Raw genomic sequence first — 22,636 nt, 5'->3', positions numbered from 1 at the left:
GCCGACGCATCGAAATAAAGACAGCCAAAGCGTCAGACAGGCTCTGAGTCAGACCAACCCGACCCCCACATCAATCATTACTGACAGGCTCAACCACCGGATCCGGTGACGGGGCACTTCGACACGGACACGCCGGCCGCCGTCGTAATTTACGACGCCGACTCCCCCAAAGTGCCCCGCGACGGTTTCGCCGGGCTACTTCAGCACACCCAAAAACAGACTTTCAAGGAGTACACAATGACTAAGATGCGCACCGTTGACGCTGCCGTCGCAATCCTGGTAAAGGAAGGCGCCATCGAGGCGTTCGGCCTGCCAGGCGCGGCAATCAACCCGTTCTACTCGGCAATGCGGAAGAACGGCGGGGTCCGCCACACGCTGGCCCGCCACGTTGAAGGCGCCAGCCACATGGCGGACGGCTACTCCCGGGCCAAGGATGGCAACATCGGCATCTGTATCGGCACCTCGGGCCCTGCCGGCACGGACATGATCACCGGCCTGTACGCGGCCTGGGCGGATTCCATTCCCATGCTCTGCATCACCGGCCAGGCCCCCGTGGCCAAGCTGCACAAGGAAGACTTCCAGGCCGTGGACATCCAGACCATCGCCGCCCCCGTCACCAAGATGTCCATGACCGTGATGGAGCCGGGCCAGGTTCCGGGCGCCTTCCAGAAGGCCTTCCAGCTGATGCGCTCCGGCCGTCCGGGCCCGGTCCTGCTGGACCTGCCGTTCGACGTGCAGATGGCCGAGATCGAATTCGACATCGACGCCTACGAGCCCATCGTGGTCCAGAAGCCGAAGGCCAGCCGCAAGCAGCTGGAAAAGGCCCTGGACATGCTGACCGCAGCCGAGCGCCCGCTGATCGTGGCCGGTGGCGGCATCATCAACGCCGGCGCCTCCGCGCAGCTGGTGGAACTGGCCGAACTGCTGAACGTTCCGGTCATCCCCACCCTGATGGGCTGGGGCACCATCCCGGACGACCACGTCCTGATGGCCGGGATGGTGGGCCTGCAGACCAGCCACCGCTACGGCAACGAGACCATGCTGGCCTCCGACTTCGTCATCGGCATCGGCAACCGCTGGGCCAACCGCCACACCGGCGGCCTGGACACCTACACGGCCGGCCGCAAGTTCGTGCACATCGACATCGAGCCCACCCAGATCGGCCGCGTGTTCTCGCCGGACCTGGGCATCGCGTCCGACGCCGGTGCGGCGCTGGACGGGCTGATTGAGCTGGCACGCGAGCGCCAGGCGGCTAAGTCCCTGCCGGACTACGCCGGCTGGGTTGCCGAGTGCACCGCACGCAAGGGCGCCCTGCAGCGCAAGACGCACTTCGAGAACGTGCCGATCAAGCCGCAGCGCGTGTACGAGGAAATGAACAAGGCGTTCGGCAAGGACACCACCTACGTGTCCACCATCGGCCTGTCGCAGATCGCCGGCGCACAGATGCTGCACGTGTTCGGCCCGCGCAAATGGATCAACGCCGGCCAGGCGGGGCCCCTGGGCTGGACCGCCCCGGCCGCACTGGGCGTGGTCCGCGGCAAGCCCGACGAGACTGTGGTTGCCCTGTCCGGTGACTACGACTTCCAGTTCATGATCGAAGAGCTGGCCGTGGGCGCGCAGTTCAACCTGCCGTACATCCACGTGGTGGTGAACAACTCGTACCTGGGCCTGATCCGCCAGTCGCAGCGCGGCTTCGAGATGGAACAGAACGTGTCCCTGGCGTTCGAGAACATCAACTCCCCGGAAACAAACGGGTACGGCGTGGACCACGTCAAGGTTGCCGAGGGTCTGGGCTGCAAGGCCATCCGGGTGGAGAACCCCTCCGATCTGCCGGCCGCGTTCGACAAGGCCAAAGCCCTGATGGGCGAGTTCAAGGTTCCCGTGGTGGTTGAAGTGATCCTGGAAAAGATCACCAACATCTCCATGGGCCTGGAAATCAACGCCGTGAACGAGTTCGAGGACCTGGCCGCCCGCGGCGAGGACGCCCCCACCGCGATCATCGCCCTGTTGGACTAGTACAGAACCTGAGAGGAGGTACCGGAATGCGTGTGGTCATCGCCCCGGACAAATTCAAGGGCTCACTGTCCGCCCCCGACGTCGCCAGCCGCCTGAGCGCGGGACTGCAGTCGGTTGTGGCGGATCTTGAGACCACGCTCATTCCGGTGGCCGACGGCGGCGAGGGAACCCTCGACGCCGCCGTCGGCTCCGGCTTCACCCGCCGAACCGCCACGGTCACCGGCCCCATGGGCCAGCCGGTCCGGGCCGACTTCGCTATCCGCGGCCGGGAGGCAGTGATCGAAATGGCCGCAGCTTCCGGGCTCGCGCTGCTGCCCTCTGTTATCGAAGGCGGCAGCCCGAACTCCGGGACGGCCACCACCGCCACCAGCCTGGGCACCGGCGAACTGATCCGGGCCGCCTTGGACCTGGGCTGCCGGAAGTTCATCCTGGGTGTGGGCGGCAGCGCCAACACCGACGGCGGCGCCGGCGTCCTGCAGGGCCTCGGGGCGGTCTTCCTCGACAAAGAAGGCAACGAGCTGCCCGGCGGCGGGGCCGCCCTGGCCCGCCTGGACCGGATCGATTTCTCCGGCCTGGACGTCCGGCTGGAGGATTCCCGCTTCACCCTGGCGTCCGACGTCGACAATCCCCTTCTGGGGCCCAGCGGTGCCGCCGCGATCTTCGGACCGCAGAAAGGCGCGACGCCGAGCGACGTCATCGCCCTCGACGCTGCCCTGGCGAACTTCGTCTCGGTCCTCGGCGGCGAGATCGGCATCCGCGCCGAGAGGGCCGCCGTCGCACCCGGCGCAGGAGCAGCCGGCGGCGTCGGCTACATTGCCATCGCGGCGCTGGCCGCGGCACGCCGGCCGGGCATCGACGTCGTCCTCGAATTCACTGAACTGGAGCAGCGGCTGGCCGGCGCGGACCTGGTGATCACCGGCGAAGGAAGCCTGGACGAACAGAGCCTGCTCGGCAAAACGCCCATGGGTGTGGCACGCGCCGCGGCACGTGCCGGAATCCCTGTGATTGCCGTCTGCGGCCGCAGTACGCTGAGCCCGGAACAACTCACCGAAGCCGGATTCAAAGCCGTTCACGCCCTGACCGATTTTGAGTCCAATGTAGAAAAATGTATGGCCGAAGCAGGCCCGCTGCTTGAAGAATTAGGTAAGCACATCGGCGTGCACCTGCCTACGGGTGCAGCGCGTACCGACACCAAGGAGAACGTCTATGTCTGAAGAAACCACCCCGGCGGCCGGCTCGTTTGACCTGGTCATCCGCGGCCAGCGCATCCTCACCACTGCCGGCATCACCGCCCGCGAAGTCGGCATCCGCGGCGGCGTGATCGTCGCCATCGAGCCGTTCGGCAACGGCCTCACCGGCACTCAGGTCATTGACCTGGCCGACGACGAAACCCTGATCCCCGGCCTCGTGGACACGCACGTCCACGTGAACGAGCCCGGCCGCACCGAGTGGGAGGGCTTCGCCTCCGCCACCCGCGCAGCTGCCGCCGGCGGTGTCACCACCATCATCGACATGCCGCTGAACTCCATCCCGCCCACCACCACGGTGGAAGGCCTCAAGCTCAAGCGCGAGGTGGCCGAGGACCAGGCGTTTGTGGACGTCGGATTCTGGGGCGGCGCCGTACCGGGCAACAAGAAGGACCTCCGCGGCCTGCATGACGAGGGCGTGTTCGGCTTCAAGTGCTTCCTCCTGCACTCCGGCGTGGACGAGTTCCCGCACCTCGAAGCGGACGAGATGGAGGAGGACATGGCCGAGCTCAAGTCCTTCGACTCGCTCATGATCGTCCACGCCGAGGACTCCCACGCCATCGACCGCGCGCCGCACCCGGGCGGCGACCACTACGAAACGTTCCTGGCCTCCCGCCCGCGCGGCGCCGAGAACAAGGCCATCGCCGAGGTCATCGAGCGCGCCCGCTGGACCGGCGCCCGCGCCCACATCCTGCACCTGTCCTCCTCCGACGCGCTGCCCATGATCGCGAGCGCAAAGCGCGACGGCGTCCACCTCACCGTGGAGACGTGCCCGCACTACCTCACCCTGATGGCCGAGGAAATCCCCGACGGCGCCACGGCGTACAAGTGCTGCCCGCCGATCCGTGAGGCCTCCAACCGCGAGCTGCTCTGGAAGGGCCTGCAGGAGGGCACCATCGACTGCATCGTCTCGGACCACTCCCCCTCCACCCTGGATCTGAAGGACCTGGAAAACGGCGACTTCGCCGTGGCCTGGGGCGGCGTCTCCTCGCTGCAGCTGGGACTGTCCCTGATCTGGACCGAGGCCCGGCACCGCGGCATTACCCTGGAACAGGTGGTTTCCTGGATGGCTGAGAAGCCCGCCGCTTTGGCCCGCCTGCACAACAAGGGCCAGCTGGCCCTCGGTTACGACGCGGACTTCTCCATCTTCGCGCCGGACGACGCCTTCGTCGTCGACGTCACCAAGCTCAAGCACAAGAACCCCATCACGCCCTACGACGGCAAGGCGCTCTCCGGCGTCGTCCGCAAAACGTTCCTTCGCGGCAACGAGATCGACGGCCGCACGCCCAGCGGCAAGCTGATCCGCCGCGGCGGCGTCTGAGGCGCAGCGCGATGGCCGTCAACGTCCATGCACCGTACCCGCGGCCGCGCGCCGGCGCCCGCGGTGGCTTCAGTCCGGGAGCCCGGCCCGGCCTCCAGCCAGGGCTTCAGCCGCGCGGCCTGGCGGTGTGGCTCCAGCCTTGTGAAGGACAGCACATCGACCCGGCGGTCTGGGCCCAGGCCGCCCAAGCGGTCCTGGCGCGTGCCCGCCAGCTCGCTCCGGAAGCCGGAATCCACCTGTGGACCGCGGCCGGAACCGGGACGACCGGCGTCGAGAGTTCAGACGGTCCCGACGTTTCCGACGGCGGCGCTGATGTTTCGGAAACGGCGTCCGACGCCGGAAACGGCACCGCCGCGTTCGTCGCCCCGCCAGTCTCCCTGGCCGGGCGGCGGAGCATCGTGGCAGTGGATCTGGCCGCGGACACCGTCCTTTTGGATGGTGTCCCGGTCAGCTTCACCCACATGGAATTCAGCCTCCTGAGGTACCTCGTGGAAAACCAGTCGCGGACGATTCAACGTGAAGAACTGCAACGCGTCCTCGAGTCCCTGGACTGCCCCGGCGCGGCATTCCGCTCCATCGACGTGTATGTTGGCCGCGTCCGGCGCAAGCTGGGCTCGGCCCGCCACGCCATCGCCACGGTGCGCGGGGGCGGCTACCAGTTTGTGCCCGGACCGGGCAGCACGGTCCGCGGACCCGCGGAATACTGCATCTAGGCAGCCCGTTGCACCGATAGATGATCGCCGGCCACGGCGGTTGCCCCACAAGTCAAGGATCGAAACATGACCCAGAAACTCATCGCCGGAACCCAGGCCCCCGATTTCGCACTGCTCAACGCCGACGGCCAGAAGGTCTCCCTCTCTGATTACCGCGGACGCAACGTCATTGTGTACTTCTACCCGGAGGCCGCCACCCCCGGCTGCACCACTGAGGCGTGCGACTTCCGCGACAACCTCGCCAGCCTGCAGTCCTTCGGCTATGAGGTCCTGGGCATCTCCCCGGACGCGCCGGAGAAGCTGGCAGCCTTCACCGGCGACTTCGCCCTGACGTTCCCGCTGCTCTCGGATGAAGACCACGCCGTGGCGCTGGCCTACGGCGCCTGGGGCGAAAAGCTGGTGAACGGCGAAGTGGTTGACGGCCTGGTCCGTTCCACCGTGGTGCTGGACGCCGAAGGCAACGTCACGCTCACCCAGTACCAGATTAAGGCCCAGGGCCACGTCGCAGCGCTTAAGGCAGAGCTCGGCCTCTGAGGAACCCTGCGCGAACGGACACTTGGCGCCCTAGCCGAGCGAACGCAAGGCGGCGGGACCTCCCGCCGTCGTAGTTGCTTCTTGGGGGCTATTTGTTTCGTCCGCGTGCGGCCACGTGCCAGCGGTCCACGATTTCGCCGCCGCTGATCACGGTGACGTCGTCGACGAGGTTCATGGCGATGCAGACGTGGTTGGGGACCACACGCAGCCGGTCTCCGAGAGCGGGCAGCGTTGCCTCCGCCGGCCATACAACGGTGGCATGGTGTTCTGACAGTGCGGTGATTCGTGCATCCGGGTAGTCAAGGAGCCGCCCGAAGCCGGTGGTCCAGCCGGGCCTGTCCCCACCGAGGATCTTGCTGCCGGAGTCCAGGATGACCCTTCGCGGTATGAGGTCGGTGCCTTCATGGCGGCTGACGACTGTTGCCGCGATGGTCAGTGCGATGTCTTCGGCCGCACAGCGTTCCAGTTCCAGTTGTTGGGCATCTCCGAAAACGTACACGCCGGGTCGGACTTCCGTGGCTCCGGAGTTGCCGGCAGTGAGGGTGGCGGTGGGTGTGGACCCGCCGCTGCGGTGGGTGATGGGGAAACCTGCCGCGGTGAGCAGGTCGGCGGCCTCGCCGAGGGCCAACCGTTCCTCGTCCATAGCCTTTAACGGCATGCCGGGGGCATAGCTGTGCCCTGGAAACGTGAAAATTCCCGTTACGCGCAGCCCACCCCGCGCTGCGGCCTGGGCGACGTCGACGACGGCGTCGGGTGCTATCCCGCTGCGGTGATGGCCGCTGTCGATCTCCAGCACCACTTCAATCTCACCGACGGCATCGCCCAGCGACGCGGCCATGGTTTCGGCTGCTTCCCGTGAGTCCAGACCTACTGCGATCCTGGCTTTTGCTGCAAGGCGCTGGAGCCGTTCAGCCTGTCGGGGACCGACCCAGAGTGGATACGCGATGAAGATATCTTTGGCCCCGTGCTCTGCAAAGACTTCGGCCTCTCCGAGGGTGGCCACTGTCAGCCCGACGGCTCCGGCCGCCAGCTGCATTTCCGCGATTTCGGGCACTTTGTGCGTCTTGACATGTGGCCGAAGGTCCAGGCCCTTGGCCCGGACGGCAGTTGCCATACGGTCGATGTTTCGCTGGAGCACGTCCCGGTCGATGATGATCTCAGGTGTGTCGATTTCCTCTGGGATGGTCATCTTTGGTTTCCTCATCTCAACACTTTATGTGGAACAACCCTCGCATACTCTATGTATACAACAATGACCGCCGGTGGGGACTGAAGGAGATGCAATGCGCAAACCAAAGCTGGAGTTCCATGAACCGCACGTTGGCTGGCAGAAGACGAACGGCGACGCCGAACATGGAATTTGGGAGCAGATACTCGCTGCGGACCCTCTTAGCGGAGACTCGACCTTGCTCCAACGCTATGAGCCCGGTGCCGACACCATAGCCAGCGGCGTGATCGTCCACAACTACGGAGGAGGTCATGATTCTCTCGGGGGAACTCACTGATGTGACCCTCGGGAAGGCTCTTACTCCCGGCATGTAGGCATGCCGTCCGCCCGGCATGCGTCACGGACCATACGTCAGCGGCGCCGGCTGCAGCATGCTCGTTGTTGTTCGTCCTTCCCCGGAACCCGGCGCGAACGGACACTTGGGGCCTTAGCCGATCAGACGCACGACGGCGGGACCTCCCGCCGTCGGATCAGTCCCGGAGCCGTGTCCACCCGACCGGAAGGGGACCACGGATGTCGACCCTACGCCGATCAGCAGCCCGTACGTGGGTCCGAGCGTCCCTGCACGGCATGCCCACATCGGATGTGCCGGAGTCTTCAGCACGGAGTCGGGTGTACCGGCACTCTCGAACACCGCGACCCAATCCGCCCACGTGACCTGGATCTGTCCGATCTCGAAGGGATGCAGCATGACTTCCCGGCGGGAACCGGACCGCGCACCGCGCAGCTCCACGGTGCCGGCGGGAATCGCGGCCAGCAGTATTGATTCGAAAGCCATCCCGCCAGTCTCCCGCAAGTGCCGGAGCAACCGGAGTCAGGCGTTTGCGAGCTAGAGTGGAAGCCCACTTTCGAAGAGGCCATTCATGGAGAAGGAACCGATGCCGTCCGAGGCCAGGGATCCCGGGCCCTTCTACTACGGCACCAAAGCTGACCTGAAGCCTGGGGACTTGCTGAAACCCGGCTTTACGTCGAATTTCGGGGAGGGAAAGACGGCGAACTATATCTACCTGACCGCCACGTTGGATGCGGCGACCTGGGGAGCGGAGCTCGGGGTGGGCGAGGGACCAGGCAGGATCTACCGCGTGGAGCCCACGGGACCCTATGAGGATGACCCCAATCTGACGGACAAAAGGTTCCCGGGCAACCCGACGAGGTCCTACCGCACCCAAGAGTCCCTGCGAGTAGTTGACGAGTTCTTGGATTGGCAGCCACATTCCCCCGAGGTGCTTCAGAGCATGCGGAACCACCTTGAAGAACTCAAACGGCTGGGCATCGAGGCAATCGACTGAACTCCCCCCATCTGCTTGCCAAGCAGATTGGCTGAGTGCTCCAACCGAGCTGAGCGGCCGTCTTCGTAACGCCAACGGAGCGGACGACGGCGGGACCTCCCGCCGTCGTCCGCTTTCTGCCTTAACGGGCCGCTTTAGCGGCGATGAACTGCCGGATCCACTGAATGGTTTCCGGACGGTCCAGGTGGAGGCCGTGGCTGGCGCCGGGGACCTTGACCAGCGTGGAGCGGCGGATGTGCTGGTGCAGCTGGACGGCGTTGGGCATGGGCGTCAGGGCGTCGTCGGTGCCGTGGAGGATGAGCGTGGGCGATTCGATGCTGCCGAGCCGGCTCCATGCGTCGTGGTCCCGGCTGGCCCGGAAGTGGCGTGCTTTGGCCCAGGCGGTGGCCCTCGAATTGAAGAAAGTGTGTATTGCGTCGGAGTGGTCCGCGGCCCATTCCGGAGCGAAGAACAGGGGCTCCAGTCGCGCCATATCACCGCTGACGAGCGCTTCCATGGCGTACCTGGTGGGCTCTCCTCCGGCCAGTTTGCCTCCGCTGGTGGCAGCAAGAATCAGCGTACGAACATTCTGCGGATGATCGATGGCGAGCCACTGGGCCACCCGCCCGCCCATGGAGTGCCCGTACACGTGTGCAGACTCAGCGCGAGCGGATTTGAGGACAGCAACCGCATCGGCGGCAAGGAGCCGTGTGGTGTAGCGGCCGGCATCGCCATTGCTGCTCCCGCCGATCCCCCGGTGGTCGAAGCGGATGACGCGGAAATGCTGTGCCAGGGCCTCCGCCGTGGGTCCCCAGCCGTCCATGGCGATTGCCTGGCCGGCGATCAGGAGCAGGGGCTCGCCGCTGCCCTCTTCGGCCCACGCCAGCTCGGCGCCGTCGGGAGCCAGGGCAATCTTCACCGTGACACTCTATCTTTCCGGCGGTCAGGTCGCTGTGGTGCAGGGCACCGCGGGGGTACAGGCCGGCCCGGCACGCTGTCCGGAGGGCCCTTAGTTTGCCACTACCCAGATGGCCTCTGCTGCGGAGGGGCCCAGGTCAACGTCGCGGTCCCCGACCCGAATCGTGGTCACGTCCGCATACGGGCGGTGTGCCAATACTTGAAGCCGGGTGTCCGGTCCCAGCCCGAGTTGGGTGAAGTACCGGAGCATGTCCGGGTCCGCGTCCGAGATTCTTGTGATGGTGACCGTCCGTTCCGGTTCCACGGATGTCAGAGGATCCCCTTGAGGGGGGTGCGGCAGCCCATTTCCCGAGGGGATCGGGTCTCCGTGTGGATCCCTGGTGGGGAAGCCGAGCTTCTCGTCGATGCGCTGGATCATGGTGTCGGAAACGGCGTGCTCAAGGATCTCGGCCTCGTCGTGTACCTCATCCCAGCCGTATCCCAGAATCTGCACGAGGAATGTTTCCAGGAGCCGGTGCCTGCGCACCATTTCGACGGCGTGTGCCCGGCCGGCGGGCGTCAGCTCGATGCTGCCATAGGGGGCATGGGTGACCAGGCCCTGCTTTGCCAGCCGACGGATGCCGTCGGAAACGGTTGACGGCTTGACCGCCATCCGCTCGGCCATGGCGCCAACGGTGATGGGAGCCTCGGCCCATTCCGTTGAGGACCAGATCATCTTCAGGTAGTCCTGCGCGGCAGCTGTCAGCTCGGAGACGGTCATAACCCCATATTACCAGCCGAACATGAATGTTAGACTGGCCTAACAAAAGTGTTTGATCAATGGAGATAAAATGGACGGCACGCCGAAAACCGACGGAAAGACGATGCCGACGCGCCGTGCCATGCTCGCAGGAGCGGCGGCCTTCGCCGCCGCGCCTGCGCTTGCCGGCTGGGCACCGTTGGATTCCAAGGATCCCGGGCATCACGCCGGACACGGCACGGTCTCGGGTCAGGCAGCGGAGACCTCCACGGGCGGTTCCTCAGCGGCGGGCGCTGGTTCGCCCCGCACGGACGCTGGCCACGTGGCGAACCATGCCGGTCACGCCGGCTTCGCCGGCGGTTCGGTCCCGCCTGAGCGCGCCGGGATGGACCCGACCGCGATCCTGCACGATTTCGACCGGGGCAAAACCAGCACTCTTCCGGACGGCCGCACCCTCCGGGAATGGGACATCGTCGCGGTGGACAAAGATTTCGAGATCGCGCCTGGGGTGACGTTCCCGGGCTGGAGCTACAACGGCCGGATCCCCGGTCCGACCCTCTGGGCGCAGGAAGGCGACGCCCTCCGGATCCACTTCACCAACGCCGGTGCTCACCCCCACACCATCCACTTCCACGGGATCCACCGGGCCGAGATGGACGGCACCCCGGGGATCGGCGCCGGGTCCATCGCTCCGGGCCAAAGCTTCACCTACGAATTCGATGCCACACCATTCGGCACGCACCTCTATCACTGCCACCAGTCACCGCTGGCCCCGCATATCGCCAAGGGCCTCTACGGCGGCTTCATCATCGAACCCAAGGAAGGCCGGCCGAAAGCCGACAACGAAATGGTCATGGTGATGAACGGCTACAACACCGACGGCGGCGACGACAACGAGTTCTACTCCGTCAACGGCCTGCCCTTCCATTTCATGGACTTCCCTGTCCAGGTCAGGCAGCACGAGCTGGTCCGGATCCACCTCATCAACGTCCTCGAATACGATCCGATCAATTCCTTCCACGTTCACGGGAACTTCTTCCACTACTACCCCACCGGGACCATGCTGACTCCCAGTGAATACACCGACACCATCTCCCAGGTGCAGGGCCAGCGCGGCATCGTTGAACTCCGCTTCCCGTACCCGGGCAAATACATGTTCCACGCCCACAAGACCGAGTTCGCTGAACTGGGCTGGATGGGCTTCTTCGAGGTGAGCCCATCATGAGCCTTGACGAAAAGTCAGCTGCCGCTCTGGCCGCAGCACCCCACAGGCGGCCGCCGGTCCCTCGGTGGCTGCTCGGCATTGGACCGCTGGTCCTGATCGCCATCCTGCTGGGTCTGTTCACCCTGCTCAACGCACCCGGTCTCAACAAACTCTCCGAGGGTGTTCCGCCGAAGGAGGAGGTCGCCGTCGAAGACGTCCGCCTGACGGCCGGCCAGATCACCATTAGCGTCCGGAACGAGGGACCGGATCCGGTGTCCATCGCGCAGGTCAATGTCTCGGACTACTACGCCGTGTTCACGCAGACCCGGGAAACCATGGCGCCGCTGGAGTTCACCACTCTCACCATCATCTACAACTGGGTGGAAGGGGATCCCTACGAGGTGGCGCTGGTGACGTCGAACGGCGGCAAGATCCCGGCGGTTATTGACGCGGCCGCCCTGAGTCCGGAGCGCGGCAGCTCCTTCTTCGGACTTATGTTGCTCATGGGGATCTATGTTGGCGTGATACCCGTGGCCCTGGGAATGCTGTGGATGCCGTTCGTGCGCCGTTCGTCCGCGTCCTGGGTCCGCGTCCTCTTGGGAGTCACCGTCGGGCTGCTGGCCTTCCTGGCCATCGACGCGACCCTCGAAGCCGTGGGACTCGTGGCCGGCAGCGGCGCGTTCGGCGGCCCCATGGTCGTCTTCCTCGGCGCCGTGACCGCCTATCTCATCCTCGAGGGAACGGATGCGTGGATGCGCCGGCACCAGAACTCGACTACCGCCGGCCAACCTTCAGTCCTGCCGCCCCAGCGCCTGGCGCTGTTGATCGCCATCGGCATCGGCCTGCACAACTTCGGCGAAGGACTCGCCATCGGATCCGCTTACGCGGTGGGCTCGCTAGCCCTGGGCGCGTCCCTGATCGTCGGCTTCGCCATCCACAACACCACCGAGGGCCTGGCGATCGTCACCCCGCTCGCCAAACAAGCCCCCGGCCTGGGCCGCCTGGTGATCCTGGGACTCATCGCAGGAGCCCCCGCGGCCGCCGGAGCCCTCATCGGGGCGACCGTTTACCAGCCGGCCCTCGCGGCCTTCCTGCTCGGCATCGGAGCCGGAGCCGTAGCCCAGGTGGCCGTCAAACTCCTGCCAATGCTCAAGGACACCGCGGGCAAGACCTTCACCCCGCTCACCGGCGCAGGCATCGTCCTGGGCATGGGACTGATGTTCGCCACCGGCCTGCTGGTCCAGGCCTAGGCCTAGAGCCGTACGACGGCGGGACCTCCCGCCGTCGTACTCTGGCGCTTAGTCAGGCTCCCCCGATTTTTTCGGCCCACCTATTGCCCAGGGACCGTCGCTTCAGGCACACTGGCTACAGATCCGTAGGAACAAACGCTTCCGCCGATCCAGCCCGCCGGACAATTCGGCCGGCCACCGCCCCATCAGAGATGCCGGGCAACCCCTCTGGAACGACCGCTTTCCGCCTCCTGGGTACGCCCGGCCCCGGAAGCCTGTGCCCACCCAGAGTCCCGGGATCCCGCCGAGAAAGAGACCACCATGATCAAGCGCCACTCTGACCTCGTCCTGGCAATCACAGCCCACGATCCTGACACCGTCGAAAACGACCTCAACACCGCCGTGGAAATGGCCCGCGAACACGCCATGACGGAAAGCCGCCACGGCATCCTGGTCACACAGCACAGCTACACCAGCTACACGGTCGCCGTCAGCCGCGATGTCCCCTACGGGCAGACACACGAAAGGCGCGATCTGCCCGCGTAGCAGTAAGGCAAGCGGACGACGGCGGAACCTCCCGCCGTCGTCCGTTTGCGTTTGGGGCGTGCGCGAACGGTCAGTTAAGCCCCCGCGCGGCGGAGTAGTTTTGTGGCATGACGGAAACCTATCGGTACGACGTGGAGGTCCTGCATCTCCTAGTGTCGCCGACGCACGCCTACTTCGGCCGGGCCCGCGAGGGTGCCGCGGATGTTCCCACCACGGATGCCGGGCGGGTGGAGCTGGTGGCGGGCAAGGGAATCGTCGGTGATCGGTTCTTCGGCAAGGCCGCGCATATGGACGCCGCTGTCACCGTGTTTGCCATCGAGTCACTCGAGGCCATCGCTGCGGAGCTGGGAACCGCACAGCTGGACCCGCTCCTGACACGGCGCAACGTTGTGCTCCGAGGCGCCCACCTGGCTCCGCTGCTGGGGCACGACTTTGCGCTGGAATCCCAGGGAGACCTGGTGCGGCTCACGGCCGGGCGGCCCGCCCATCCCTGCGTCTGGATGGATGAGATGCTCGCCCCGGGGGCGCACAAAGCAATGCGCGGACGCGGTGGCGTGCGGTGCCGGGTGCTTTCCGACGGCGTTCTGCACCGCGGACCGGCGGTGCTGGTTAGCCCCGTGCCGTTGGAGCCTGAGCGCGCCGGTGAAGCCACATTATTGCGGGCGTCGCGGCTGCCCTAGCTAACCGCCTTAGCGAGAGTCGGCCGCCGGCCGGTCAGACGTGCTGATCCACCAGCACCGGGTTGCCGTCCGGATCCACGACGATAAAGCTCCCCGGGCCGGTGGTCGCCTCATCAGCCTCGGAAACGAACTCCGTGCCCGCGGCTTTGAGTTTCCGCTGGAGCTCGCGCACATCGGTGAAGGAATCCAGCGCTTCCGCGTTCTGGCTCCAGCCCGGGTTGAACGTCAGCATGTTCTTCTCGAACATCCCCTGGAAGAGGCCGATGACTGTCTCGCCGTTCTTGAGGATCAGCCAGTTCTGCGTGATGTCGCCGCCGAAACTGGTGAAGCCCAGTTTCTCGTAGAACGCAGCCGACGCCGCGATGTCCTTGACGGTAAGGCTGATCGAAAAAGCGCCGAGCTGCATGGGTAACTCCACTATCAAAGGGACAGGTGCTCCGATGATACCCACAGGCGCAAGCTGACGACGGCGGGAGGTCCCGCCGTTGTCCGCGTCCGTTTTATCCCCGCTCCAGCCGCGCACCCCTGGACGTCCAGTCCCGTTGGTGGAGCCGTTCGATGCCGTCCAGGAGGAGGTCCAGGGCGAACTCGAACTCGAACTGGTCGTCGCAGCCGCTGCCGACTACCGAGCCGTCATCGTGGCTGGCAGCAGTCGCCACTTGCAGGACGTTCGGGTAGCTGGCGGACATTTCCTGGAACATGGCAGCCTGGACTTCCGGTGCCACCGGCGCGGGAGCGTCGTCATCGGAAGTGGCCGTGGAGTCGAACAGTTCCTGCGTGAAACCCCACATCCGGCTTCCGATGGCATGCATCACGTGGTGCGTGAGGTCAACGGAGAAGCCCCCGGCGAAGAACATGCCGATGAACGAATCCATGTAGCCAAGGACGGCGGGGGTCGGGTTGGTGCGGGTTTCCAGGACGCGCCTGGCCCACCTGTGGCGCTGGAGCACCCGCCTCGCAGAGAGCACCCGCAGACGCACCGTGCTCTTCCAGTCAGCACCGGCAACGGGAGGGTCAACCTCGCCTATCACCACGTCCACCATGCCGTCGAGGAGCTCCTCCTTGTTGGCCACGTGTTTGTACAGCGCCATCGGCACCACGTCCAGTTCTTGGGCGAGGCGGCGCATGCTCAGCGGGCCGATCCCCACCTCGTCGGCGAGGGAGACGGCCGCCTGCAGCACACGATCCCGGTTCAACCGCGGCCGGCGTTCCACGGCAATCTGCTGAGTCACTGTTCCCTGCTTCCGACGCTGCAAACATCTTCCATTGACAAGTGTACTAAGTACACCTAATGTCAGTCCCATCAGATAGGTGTACGTCGTACACCTCATGGAAAATCGAGGAGCCAAACCATGAACCCAAGCCAGCCGGCGGTAGCTGCAGCCGCGGGAGCACGGACCATGAAAGCCGCGACCAACCGCCGGTTCGGCGGGCCGGATGTGGTCCGCGTCGAGGAGATCGCACAGCCCGCTCCGCGCGCCGGAGAGGTGCTCATCAGAGTCATGGCCAGCACGGTCAGCGTCGCCGACCACCGCGTCCGCAGCCGCAATGTCCCCAAGGGACTCGGGGCTCTCACGGCCCTGACCCTCGGCCTCTTCCGCCCGCGGACCCGTGTCCTCGGCATGGACGTGGCCGGGGTGGTGGAGTCCATCAGCCCGGGCGTGACCGCCTTCCGGGCTGGCGATGAGGTTATTGCGATGCTCGGCGCAAAATTCGGAGGGCATGCCGAGTACGTGTCGGTCCCGGCGGACGGGCCCATCGCCACCAAACCCCGGAACATGAGCTTCGAGGAAGCCGTCACGCTGCTCTTCGGCGGACTCACGGCGAAAACCTTCCTGGGCATGGCGGCCATCAAGTCCGGCGACACGGTTCTTATCAACGGCGCCTCGGGAGCGGTGGGAACGGCCGCCATCCAGCTGGCCAAGCACCTCGGCGCCCACGTCACCGCTGTGAGCAGCGGGGCCAACAGGGAACTGGTGGAATCCCTCGGCGCGGACGGCTTCATCGACTACACCGCAGCGGATTTCACCGGAGACGGCACAGCGTACGACGTCGTCATGGACTGCGTGGGGAACGCCCCGTTCGCGAGGGTGCAAGGGAGCATCGCGCCGGGAGGTGCCCTGCTCCTGGTCATCGCCGACCTCAAAGGCATGCTCGGCGCACGAGGACAGAGCCGCCGAAGCGGCAAGCTGGTCACTTTTGGCGGCCTCAAGCTCACGTACACCGCCGACGACGTCGCTTACCTAGTGAGCCTCGCGGAGGAAGGCAAGTACCCGGCAGTCATCGACAGGACCTACAACCTCGCCGACGTCGTCGAGGCCCACCGCTTCGTGGACACCGGACGCAAGCGGGGCAATGTGGTCCTGCGCTTCCTTTAAGCAGCGTGCCCCGGATCATTTCTCCGCTGGGGATCCTTCGCCCCCACTATCCACCGGACCGGCCCCTTCGGACTCAGGCACCACATCGGGGTGCGGATCGTCCTTGTGGCTGGCTTCCTGGAGGTGGTGCTCCAGTTTCTCCTCCGCCTCTCGGCGGCGTTGACCTACGGTCCGCATTTGTTGGGTTGTCGGAGCGGCGTGGGCGTGCTGGTATGGGCCGTGATCCTGCGGGCCGTCAGGGATCTTCTCAGTCATACTGAAATCGTCCCACCGTGCGTCAGTGTCGGGAAGACGCCACGGACGACGGCGGGAGGTCCCGCCGTCGTCCGCTCGTCTCTGGTGCGCGGCGGGGTTGCCGGGCGCCAAGGTTGCCGGGCGCCAAGGTTGCCGGGTGCGCGGGGGTTCCGGACTCCAGGATTGCCGGGCGCCCGGGTTGCGATCACCGGCGGCGGAAACCCTGAGGCAGGCTGGGGCGTGAATTGTGCACGGTTCACGGGCACAAGCACAGGCACAGGCACAGGCACAGGCACAGGCACAGGCACAGGGAGACTGCCTTGGGCGCGCATCAAACGGTGGAGTGGAGGAACCGTTCCACGCCGTTCTCTCCAAGAGACAGTCCGATGTGAACAAAATCCCGATCGCCGCAACCTTCGCGCGGCGTGGGGAGCCAATGCCCGTTCGTGCGCGCTTCCGGTTTTGGTTCTCTTGGCCAGTGTGGAGGTTCCCAATCCTGGTGTTCGCTCTTGTAGTGCCGGCCCGTAGGCGATATCCAGCCGGGTGGTTCGTTCTTGCTCGCCGCTGTGGGTCTCCAGGTGCTGGTGTGTCTCAGGCGGTGATGTTTGGGGCAGGGCTGTCCCAAATTCGATACACCGGTGGTTCCGCCCTTATGCCAGGCGAGGATGTGGTCCGCTTCGTTGTCCAGGGAGTGGTTGGAACAGCCCGGGAACGGGCACTTACCGTCGCGCAGCCGGAGCCAGTTCCGCATGGCCTTGGTGAGACGGTAGTTGGCTCGACCGATCTCCAGGGGCGCCCCGTCCCGCGGGTCAACCAGGACGCGGTAGAACGAATCGGCCCCGTTCGACACGAGATCTCTTGCCATCGACGCGGGGATCGGACCGTAGCCGTCAAGCATCGCAGGCTCCTCGGTAGCGCCGAGCAGTGAAAACACAGGGACCGTCACCAAAACGTGGGCCCGAGGCGGCGGAACCTGCCCGGGATCATGTTCTGCCGGATTCCCGCTGCTGAGAAGGGCGGCGGCGAGGACGTCGGCCCGGAGTTGGGTGAGGGTCAGGGGCTCGTCTGGGCCCTGCAGACCGCGGGCGACGGCAGTGGTCCGGTTCCAGATTGCTGCGGCCTGGTCGGCGGGAAGGTATGCAGAGAGCCAGGCCATCCCGTCCTGGTCCGGGGCGTACTCCACCCGGCGGTCCAGGACACCCTTTGCGTGGCGCTTCTCGATACTCTCGGTGTGGTGGCGCTCGCGCCAGATGCGTGCCCTGTGACGGAACCGGGACGCCGGCATCTCCCCTGCGGGACAACCGCCGGCCGGGTTCGGCGCATCCGGGTCCAAAAAGTGGGCTTCCAGGGCCGCGGCACCGTCCGGGTCGAGGGTTGCGACTTCGTCCACCATGGCCCGCGCGTGCTGCCACGAAATGGTGCCAGATTGCAGAGCGGACAGGGTCAGCGGCAGGGCAGCCGTCAGCATATGAGACTGCTTCAGCAGGGCCCCCGAAGCACGGTCACCGATGTTCAGTACGCAGGCGACCTCCGCGGTCACCGCCATCTCCTGTGCCCGAACAGGTGCATCGGGCGAAGCGAAGGCTTGGGCGGCGTCCGAATATTTCACTGCAGCCCGGGCCTTCAGTCCCGCCACCCGCGCCTCCACTCCCGCGGCGCCGGAGAGGATGTCCAGGCACGTATCACCCATGCCATGCAAAGGATCAGCCTCCGATGACGCTTCAGAACCAGACTCGTCTTCCCCGTCCAGTGCGGAATTCAGCACATCAATGGCGGCAAAGATGTCCTCATATGCGTTCGCCACCGCTGCGTTTCCCATAACTCCATCATCTAGTGGGGGTCTGACATTTAACGGAGAAGGATGTCGGGTAGGTGGCCAAACAGGATCGTGTCCTTGGCGAGACCGATGCAACCACCCCGGATCATTTCTCGGCTGGGGTGGCCATCCTCCCCCGCGGTCCGCGGGACCCGCCTCCTTGGACGGAGACACCGTGTCGTATCGGGATGGCGCCACGGACGACGGAGGGAGGCCCCGCCGTCGTCCGCTTTCGCCCGTACCGCTGATCTAAGGCCCCGACCAGCCGCCGTGGCGCAGCACGTGGAAGTATTCAGGTATGACTACCGATAATGATGCTGCCAACACTCCGGCGCCAATGGACTCACCCGGCACAGATGCCTCGACCGAAGCCAGCCGCGGTTGGGACCACATCGGGGCCATCATTGTGGATGCCACGCTTCAGCGCCGCCAGAACTACAACGAAACCGTCAAGCCGCGCGTCGAAGCCCTCGTCGCGGAATGGCCGGATGCCGCTACCACGAGTGGATTCCGCGAGCACCTCGATTCGGGGACGCTCTCGGAAGTCATCGACTGGCCGTCGCCCGGCCGCCTGGCCCAGGTAGAGGACATCACGCAAGTATTCGAGCGTCAGGGCATCGAAACGGTCGCGGAACTCCGCGGCACGCTCGAGGACCACGCCAAGGGTGCCGCTCTCCGGGCAGCCCTTGCGCTCGTGCGGCATGTCAGTCCCAAAACGCTGGATTACATTGGCACATTGAGCGGGATCCCAACAGGCGCGGCCGACGTACCGCCTGCCGGCGTGCAGGAACTGCCCTAGCGGCACATCGCTTCGTAATCTGCAGGTCAGGCAGTGTTTTCAGGGCTGTCTGGCCGAAGCCTGAGGGCAACCCATAAACCGCAGCGCCGGCAAATGTAGGCTGGTTCGGTGCCGAGTGCATGAAGCTTCTTGCGACTCATCGCCCTGCCGCAGCAGGAGCATCTGCAGGTCCCTTCAGAGTCCATTGTGTTTGAGCGCTTCGGTTATTTGGCTGGTCGTCGGAAGGCCTGCCAGCCCGCTTGGAGTCGCGTATATCCGGCAGGCCAGGTCGTCTGCAGTGGCACCGGTCGGAAAAATGTCGGACCCATTGAGGGTGATCGTGGGGGAACCCGCGAATCCAGTGCCCGCTCTATCGGTCGCGGACTCCAGGAGTCGTATGGTCACTGGAATATCGCTGTGTCCCAAGGCGGTCAGGGCTGATTCCAGACGCTCCTGCGCCTTGGCAAGGTTGGGGCACTCGTCGATGTGGAGCAATTCGATCCTCATAGAATCATTCTCCACCCCCAGCATCAGCCTCCAGGACTCAACGGCGGTGACTCTGCCAACAGCTACGTGAGCGAAATTTACGACAACCTCAAGTACATTTTGTTGCTTCATCAACTTCGCTCCTCGCTGCGCTACGGTAAGCATCACCATAAATTTTTCAAGGGGGAAAAATCACTTCGGCATGGACAGGGCATCGACAAGCTCCTGGCGCGGCGCAGCCAGAACGGTCGCCAGTCCGCGACGTTACTGGCACACTGGGCCAATGAATGAGGCGCTCCCACCGTCCCGCAGGCCCGGCATCCGCGCTGCGATGTTTGTTGATTTCGACAACGTCTTCACCGGTCTGCAGGCGCTCGATCCACTTGCGGCGAAGCGCTTTGCCGAAGACCCGAAGCACTGGGCCGACGCGTTATCAGCTGGCGGTTCCGGAGAGGACGCCCGCAGGTTCCTGATCCGCAACTGCTACCTGAATCCGGTGGTGTACTCGAAGTACCGGACCTACTGGACCCGCGCCGGCTTCCGCGTGATCGACTGCCCGTCGCTGACGCAGCGCGGCAAGAGCAGCACGGACATCAATCTGGTGCTTGACGCCATGGACGCGCTGTCCGGGAACGTTGGCATCGAAGAGTTCTTCATCGCCTCGGCCGATGCCGATTTCACGTCCCTGATCCAGCGGTTCCGGGCCGCTGACCGGATGACCACAGTCATCGCAGCCGGCGCCGTGGCCTTCGCGTACCGCGAGATGGCGGACCACGTGGTGGAATCCCACGACTTCGTCGCCATCCTCAACGGCTCAACAGTCGAGCCGGTTCATGCGGTGGCGTCCGGGAAGGAACAGCACGTTCCAGCCGCCGCGAAAGCGAAGAAAAAGGCGGCGTCACCCGCCATCCGTGAGGTCCTCGAGTTTGTCCGCGCCGCTCCCGGACCGGTAAACGGCGCGATGGTGGCCCACCGGGCGCTCACGGCAGAGCCATCCCTGAAGACGGACTGGGGCGGCTGGGGAAAGTTTGGGACGTGGGTGTCCCAGATCGGCCAGGGCGTCGAATATTCCCCGGCACAAGGTGGCTGGGTCTGGGACGCGAAGCGCTTCTCGAGCGAGGACCTACCTGCGCCCGCGGACCTGCAGCCCGGCATCGAGGAGCAGGTCATCAGGGTCACGGATGTGCCGGCACTTTCTGCAGCCCAGTTCCGCCAGATGTTCCAGGCCATGGCAGCCAGGCTCCGCGAGCATCCGCTCAACCGCACCGAACTGTCCCGGATGGTGAGGGACGACTGCGTCAACGCGGACCAGCCGGTCTCCCGCAACGCCGTGAGCTTTGTCCTTCAAGGCCTGGCCTACGTCAATTTCCCGCTCACCGACGAGGCGACCGCGGAAGGTCTGGCAGCAGCCTGGACCGCGAACGTGGAAGAGCTCTGCCGCGTGGCGCTCCTGGAGTTCGACGCCGCCGAGAAGCTGGCCGTGCGGCGCTGGGCAAGCGGCGGACTGCTGGACGCCTGAGAAGAAGAGAAGACGGACGACGGCGGGACCTCCCGCCGTCGTCCGCCAGCCTCATGGGCGCTGATCAGATGGTGGCGCGCTGGGACGCCACCAGCGTCCCGTCCACAATGGCTTCGAGCTCTTGCAGGCGGGGAAGCGCACGCGTCGTCAGCAGTCGCTCGCGGACTTCTGCCGAGACAGCAAGGCTGTCCTTCCAGAGCGAGCGTCCCGCCATGGCGCCCCCGGCACCGTTTGCGACAGCGATCTCTACCTGCCTGATGAACGTCTCGTGGTCCACGCCTGCAGACAGTACGGCCCAAGGCACGCCTGCGGCCGCCTCGGTGACCGAGGCACTGGCCTCACCGGATCCGGGGTACTGCAGCTTAAGCACCTTGGCGCCGCATTCGACGGAGAGCCGGGCAGCACCGGCGACGAGTCCGGGGAACGCAGCAGCGTAGGCTTCCTCGCTTTCGTCTTCGAGGCGATAGACCAGGATCTCGACGATGAGGAGGAGTCCTTCGTCGGTGCATGCCGTGACGAGTTCGCGGATTTCATCCGCGACGCGCGAGCTGGCGTCCTGAAGATCGGGGCGCATGTACCAGAGCATCTTCGCCACGTTGCCGCCGAGTTCGCGCACCCTGCGGGGCGTCATTCCCGGGACGAACTTTGTGTACTGAAGGCCGTCGACCGTGTCGAAGCCCGAAGCGTCAAGACCGACAACCAACGCGGTGTCGCGGGAGAGAACGCCCTCATCCGCCACACGGGGCAGGGCAATCTCAGGATCGAGCAGGATGGCTGGCGCGGCGTTTCCCAGGTAGCGGACCAGGTCCACCTTCGCGTCGGAGAGCTGCTCGGCCGTGATGGAACCCGGCCCGTCCGGTGCGTCGTTCATGACGGCCTTCATGCCGTTGCGCTGGTCGGCAGCAACGATGAGCATCTTGCCGCCGGGGGTCGAAATCGCTGCCATGCCGCGGCGCTCGAGAGTCGTAAGAGTGTTCACTGGTTTCTCCTAATTAGATGGTCTTGGTCTTGTGAGGATCTGGGGTCCGGCGGCCGGATGCACCGGAAACTGCCGTCGTGAGGGCGCGACGAATCGCGCCTCGTAGGGGGTGCGCCTTGGGAGGCATGGCCCCTCGGTGGAGGAATGGCGGGGTGACCGCTAGCGGCGGCTCAGTGCACGGCCTCGCGCACAGCTAAGTCCGAGAGGAAGTGCTCAAGCTGTTGACGCGGCGTAAGCAGGCCATCAATACGGATATGCCCGACGCCGGGGGCCTGCGTAACCTCTGGAGAAAGGAAACGCTCCGGGTTCTTGACCTTGTCGAGGTCGCGGGCCGCTCCGCGGAGCCGCATTCGCCTCACGACCTCGCCCGGCGGGGTGTCCATCCAGGCGAGGTGCACCCGCGGTTCAGGGATCGCGAGGCGTTCAATAAGCCGTGCCCACGCAGCCGGGAACGTGCGTTCGGACGTGAACGGGGCAACAACAACCACGCTGTTGCCCAGTGCGAGATTCTCCCGGGTGGTGTCGAAGAGGCAGGTGTAGCGAATATCGTTCACGCTCGCACGCGCTGCGGGTTGTGCTGTAGGGACATCGACCAGGAATTCGCCGCCCATGTGCTCAAACAAGGGATTCGTGACGGTGTCCAGGTCGAGGATGGTCCAGTGGAGCTCGCGGGCCAGGTCATGAGCAAACGTCGTCTTGCCACTCGCCGGCACTCCGCAGACGATAATCGCCTCGGATGCGCGTTCTTCGGTCAGGTTCATTGTCATCCATTTCACATTGAGGTCGGGTCGCGGCGCCCCGCG

General features: G+C 65.4%; 24 protein-coding genes. 14 read left to right on the top strand and 10 right to left on the bottom strand.

The genetic code is table 11. The features are described from left to right. Nucleotides 1–237 precede the first annotated feature (237 nt). The 5 genes from gcl to bcp all read left to right on the top strand — a co-directional run bounded on the left by gcl (nucleotide 238) and on the right by bcp (nucleotide 5,831). Nucleotides 238–2,016 (top strand): glyoxylate carboligase, encoded by a 1,779-nt coding sequence (gene gcl, locus NG696_RS14530; RefSeq protein WP_252575958.1) that lies wholly within the window; start codon nucleotides 238–240, stop codon nucleotides 2,014–2,016. A 26-nt stretch (nucleotides 2,017–2,042) separates the two neighbouring features. Then, on the top strand, nucleotides 2,043–3,230 hold the full coding sequence (locus NG696_RS14525) for a glycerate kinase (RefSeq protein WP_252568409.1): 1,188 nt from the start codon (nucleotides 2,043–2,045) through the stop codon (nucleotides 3,228–3,230). Then, nucleotides 3,223–4,584, top strand: a complete 1,362-nt coding sequence (gene allB / locus NG696_RS14520) for an allantoinase AllB (RefSeq protein WP_252568410.1) — start codon at nucleotides 3,223–3,225, stop codon at nucleotides 4,582–4,584. Before NG696_RS14525 ends, allB begins: the two co-directional genes overlap by 8 nt. 11 nt (nucleotides 4,585–4,595) lie before the next feature. Further along, nucleotides 4,596–5,297, top strand: coding sequence for a winged helix-turn-helix domain-containing protein (locus NG696_RS14515; protein ID WP_252568411.1), 702 nt, complete (start codon nucleotides 4,596–4,598; stop codon nucleotides 5,295–5,297). 66 nt (nucleotides 5,298–5,363) lie between these two features. After that, complete coding sequence (bcp, locus tag NG696_RS14510) at nucleotides 5,364–5,831, top strand: thioredoxin-dependent thiol peroxidase (protein WP_252568412.1); 468 nt, start codon at nucleotides 5,364–5,366, stop codon at nucleotides 5,829–5,831. 88 nt (nucleotides 5,832–5,919) lie between these two features. Here bcp and NG696_RS14505 read toward each other — a convergent pair whose 3' ends face one another. Further along, nucleotides 5,920–7,020 carry a D-TA family PLP-dependent enzyme gene (locus NG696_RS14505; protein WP_252568413.1) on the bottom strand — a complete coding sequence of 367 codons (1,101 nt, stop codon included), beginning with the start codon at nucleotides 7,018–7,020 and terminating at the stop codon, nucleotides 5,920–5,922. Between the two features lie 466 nt (nucleotides 7,021–7,486). Further along, a complete protein-coding gene (locus NG696_RS14500; RefSeq protein WP_252568415.1) occupies nucleotides 7,487–7,837 on the bottom strand; it encodes a hypothetical protein in 351 nt (116 codons plus the stop codon). An 85-nt stretch (nucleotides 7,838–7,922) separates the two neighbouring features. On the opposite strand from NG696_RS14500, the gene arr reads away from it, so the two are divergent. Next, nucleotides 7,923–8,348, top strand: coding sequence for an NAD(+)--rifampin ADP-ribosyltransferase (gene arr / locus NG696_RS14495; protein ID WP_252568416.1), 426 nt, complete (start codon nucleotides 7,923–7,925; stop codon nucleotides 8,346–8,348). A 121-nt stretch (nucleotides 8,349–8,469) separates the two neighbouring features. Here arr and NG696_RS14490 read toward each other — a convergent pair whose 3' ends face one another. Together NG696_RS14490 and NG696_RS14485 are read right to left on the bottom strand one after the other, a co-directional pair. Beyond that, nucleotides 8,470–9,246 carry an alpha/beta fold hydrolase gene (locus tag NG696_RS14490; RefSeq protein ID WP_252568417.1) on the bottom strand — a complete coding sequence of 259 codons (777 nt, stop codon included), beginning with the start codon at nucleotides 9,244–9,246 and terminating at the stop codon, nucleotides 8,470–8,472. A gap of 90 nt (nucleotides 9,247–9,336) precedes the next feature. Further along, the gene (locus tag NG696_RS14485; protein WP_252575957.1) at nucleotides 9,337–10,005 is read right to left on the bottom strand and encodes a metal-dependent transcriptional regulator; all 669 of its coding nucleotides are present in this window, start codon (nucleotides 10,003–10,005) and stop codon (nucleotides 9,337–9,339) included. A 70-nt stretch (nucleotides 10,006–10,075) separates the two neighbouring features. Here NG696_RS14485 and NG696_RS14480 point away from each other — a divergent pair, with 70 nt between their 5' ends. The 4 genes from NG696_RS14480 to NG696_RS14465 all read left to right on the top strand — a co-directional run bounded on the left by NG696_RS14480 (nucleotide 10,076) and on the right by NG696_RS14465 (nucleotide 13,643). Then, complete coding sequence (locus NG696_RS14480; RefSeq protein WP_252575956.1) at nucleotides 10,076–11,209, top strand: multicopper oxidase domain-containing protein; 1,134 nt, start codon at nucleotides 10,076–10,078, stop codon at nucleotides 11,207–11,209. After that, nucleotides 11,206–12,438: a ZIP family metal transporter gene (locus NG696_RS14475; RefSeq protein ID WP_252575955.1), complete on the top strand. Its 1,233-nt coding sequence runs from the start codon at nucleotides 11,206–11,208 to the stop codon at nucleotides 12,436–12,438. Before NG696_RS14480 ends, NG696_RS14475 begins: the two co-directional genes overlap by 4 nt. A 300-nt stretch (nucleotides 12,439–12,738) precedes the next feature. Beyond that, nucleotides 12,739–12,963 (top strand): hypothetical protein, encoded by a 225-nt coding sequence (locus NG696_RS14470; protein WP_252568420.1) that lies wholly within the window; start codon nucleotides 12,739–12,741, stop codon nucleotides 12,961–12,963. Between the two features lie 107 nt (nucleotides 12,964–13,070). Beyond that, on the top strand, nucleotides 13,071–13,643 hold the full coding sequence (locus NG696_RS14465; RefSeq protein ID WP_252575954.1) for an MOSC domain-containing protein: 573 nt from the start codon (nucleotides 13,071–13,073) through the stop codon (nucleotides 13,641–13,643). Between the two features lie 34 nt (nucleotides 13,644–13,677). On the opposite strand, the gene NG696_RS14460 is transcribed toward NG696_RS14465, so the two are convergent. Next, the gene (locus NG696_RS14460) at nucleotides 13,678–14,049 is read right to left on the bottom strand and encodes a VOC family protein (RefSeq protein WP_252575953.1); all 372 of its coding nucleotides are present in this window, start codon (nucleotides 14,047–14,049) and stop codon (nucleotides 13,678–13,680) included. Between the two features lie 94 nt (nucleotides 14,050–14,143). Next, nucleotides 14,144–14,875 (bottom strand): TetR/AcrR family transcriptional regulator C-terminal domain-containing protein, encoded by a 732-nt coding sequence (locus NG696_RS14455; RefSeq protein ID WP_252568423.1) that lies wholly within the window; start codon nucleotides 14,873–14,875, stop codon nucleotides 14,144–14,146. A 120-nt stretch (nucleotides 14,876–14,995) separates the two neighbouring features. On the opposite strand from NG696_RS14455, the gene NG696_RS14450 reads away from it, so the two are divergent. Next, the gene (locus tag NG696_RS14450; RefSeq protein WP_252575952.1) at nucleotides 14,996–16,021 is read left to right on the top strand and encodes an NAD(P)-dependent alcohol dehydrogenase; all 1,026 of its coding nucleotides are present in this window, start codon (nucleotides 14,996–14,998) and stop codon (nucleotides 16,019–16,021) included. A 15-nt stretch (nucleotides 16,022–16,036) separates the two neighbouring features. Here the strand turns inward: NG696_RS14450 and NG696_RS14445 are convergent, their stop codons facing one another. Continuing rightward, entirely contained in the window at nucleotides 16,037–16,276 is a 240-nt protein-coding gene (locus NG696_RS14445) for a hypothetical protein (RefSeq protein ID WP_252568426.1), read from the bottom strand. Nucleotides 16,277–16,586: 310 nt separating this feature from the next. Continuing rightward, nucleotides 16,587–18,074, bottom strand: a complete 1,488-nt coding sequence (locus NG696_RS14440) for an HNH endonuclease signature motif containing protein (protein ID WP_252575950.1) — start codon at nucleotides 18,072–18,074, stop codon at nucleotides 16,587–16,589. 295 nt (nucleotides 18,075–18,369) lie between these two features. Here NG696_RS14440 and NG696_RS14435 point away from each other — a divergent pair, with 295 nt between their 5' ends. The 3 genes from NG696_RS14435 (at nucleotide 18,370) to NG696_RS14425 (ending at nucleotide 20,854) form a co-directional block, all read left to right on the top strand. Then, nucleotides 18,370–18,870 (top strand): hypothetical protein, encoded by a 501-nt coding sequence (locus NG696_RS14435; protein WP_252575948.1) that lies wholly within the window; start codon nucleotides 18,370–18,372, stop codon nucleotides 18,868–18,870. A gap of 465 nt (nucleotides 18,871–19,335) precedes the next feature. Beyond that, nucleotides 19,336–19,626, top strand: coding sequence for a hypothetical protein (locus NG696_RS14430; protein WP_252575946.1), 291 nt, complete (start codon nucleotides 19,336–19,338; stop codon nucleotides 19,624–19,626). Beyond that, nucleotides 19,619–20,854 carry an NYN domain-containing protein gene (locus NG696_RS14425; RefSeq protein WP_252575945.1) on the top strand — a complete coding sequence of 412 codons (1,236 nt, stop codon included), beginning with the start codon at nucleotides 19,619–19,621 and terminating at the stop codon, nucleotides 20,852–20,854. Before NG696_RS14430 ends, NG696_RS14425 begins: the two co-directional genes overlap by 8 nt. A 64-nt stretch (nucleotides 20,855–20,918) precedes the next feature. Here the strand turns inward: NG696_RS14425 and NG696_RS14420 are convergent, their stop codons facing one another. After that, nucleotides 20,919–21,833 (bottom strand): hypothetical protein, encoded by a 915-nt coding sequence (locus NG696_RS14420; protein ID WP_252575944.1) that lies wholly within the window; start codon nucleotides 21,831–21,833, stop codon nucleotides 20,919–20,921. Nucleotides 21,834–22,003: 170 nt separating this feature from the next. Further along, nucleotides 22,004–22,594, bottom strand: a complete 591-nt coding sequence (locus NG696_RS14415) for a P-loop nucleotide/nucleoside kinase family protein (RefSeq protein WP_252575943.1) — start codon at nucleotides 22,592–22,594, stop codon at nucleotides 22,004–22,006. Nucleotides 22,595–22,636: the final 42 nt, after the last annotated feature.

This window comes from Pseudarthrobacter cellobiosi, assembly GCF_023913755.1.
Taxonomy (GTDB): Bacteria; Actinomycetota; Actinomycetes; order Actinomycetales; family Micrococcaceae; genus Arthrobacter; species Arthrobacter cellobiosi.
Note: the sequence above shows the minus strand (reverse complement) of the source record. Positions and strands in the feature narration are given on the sequence as shown.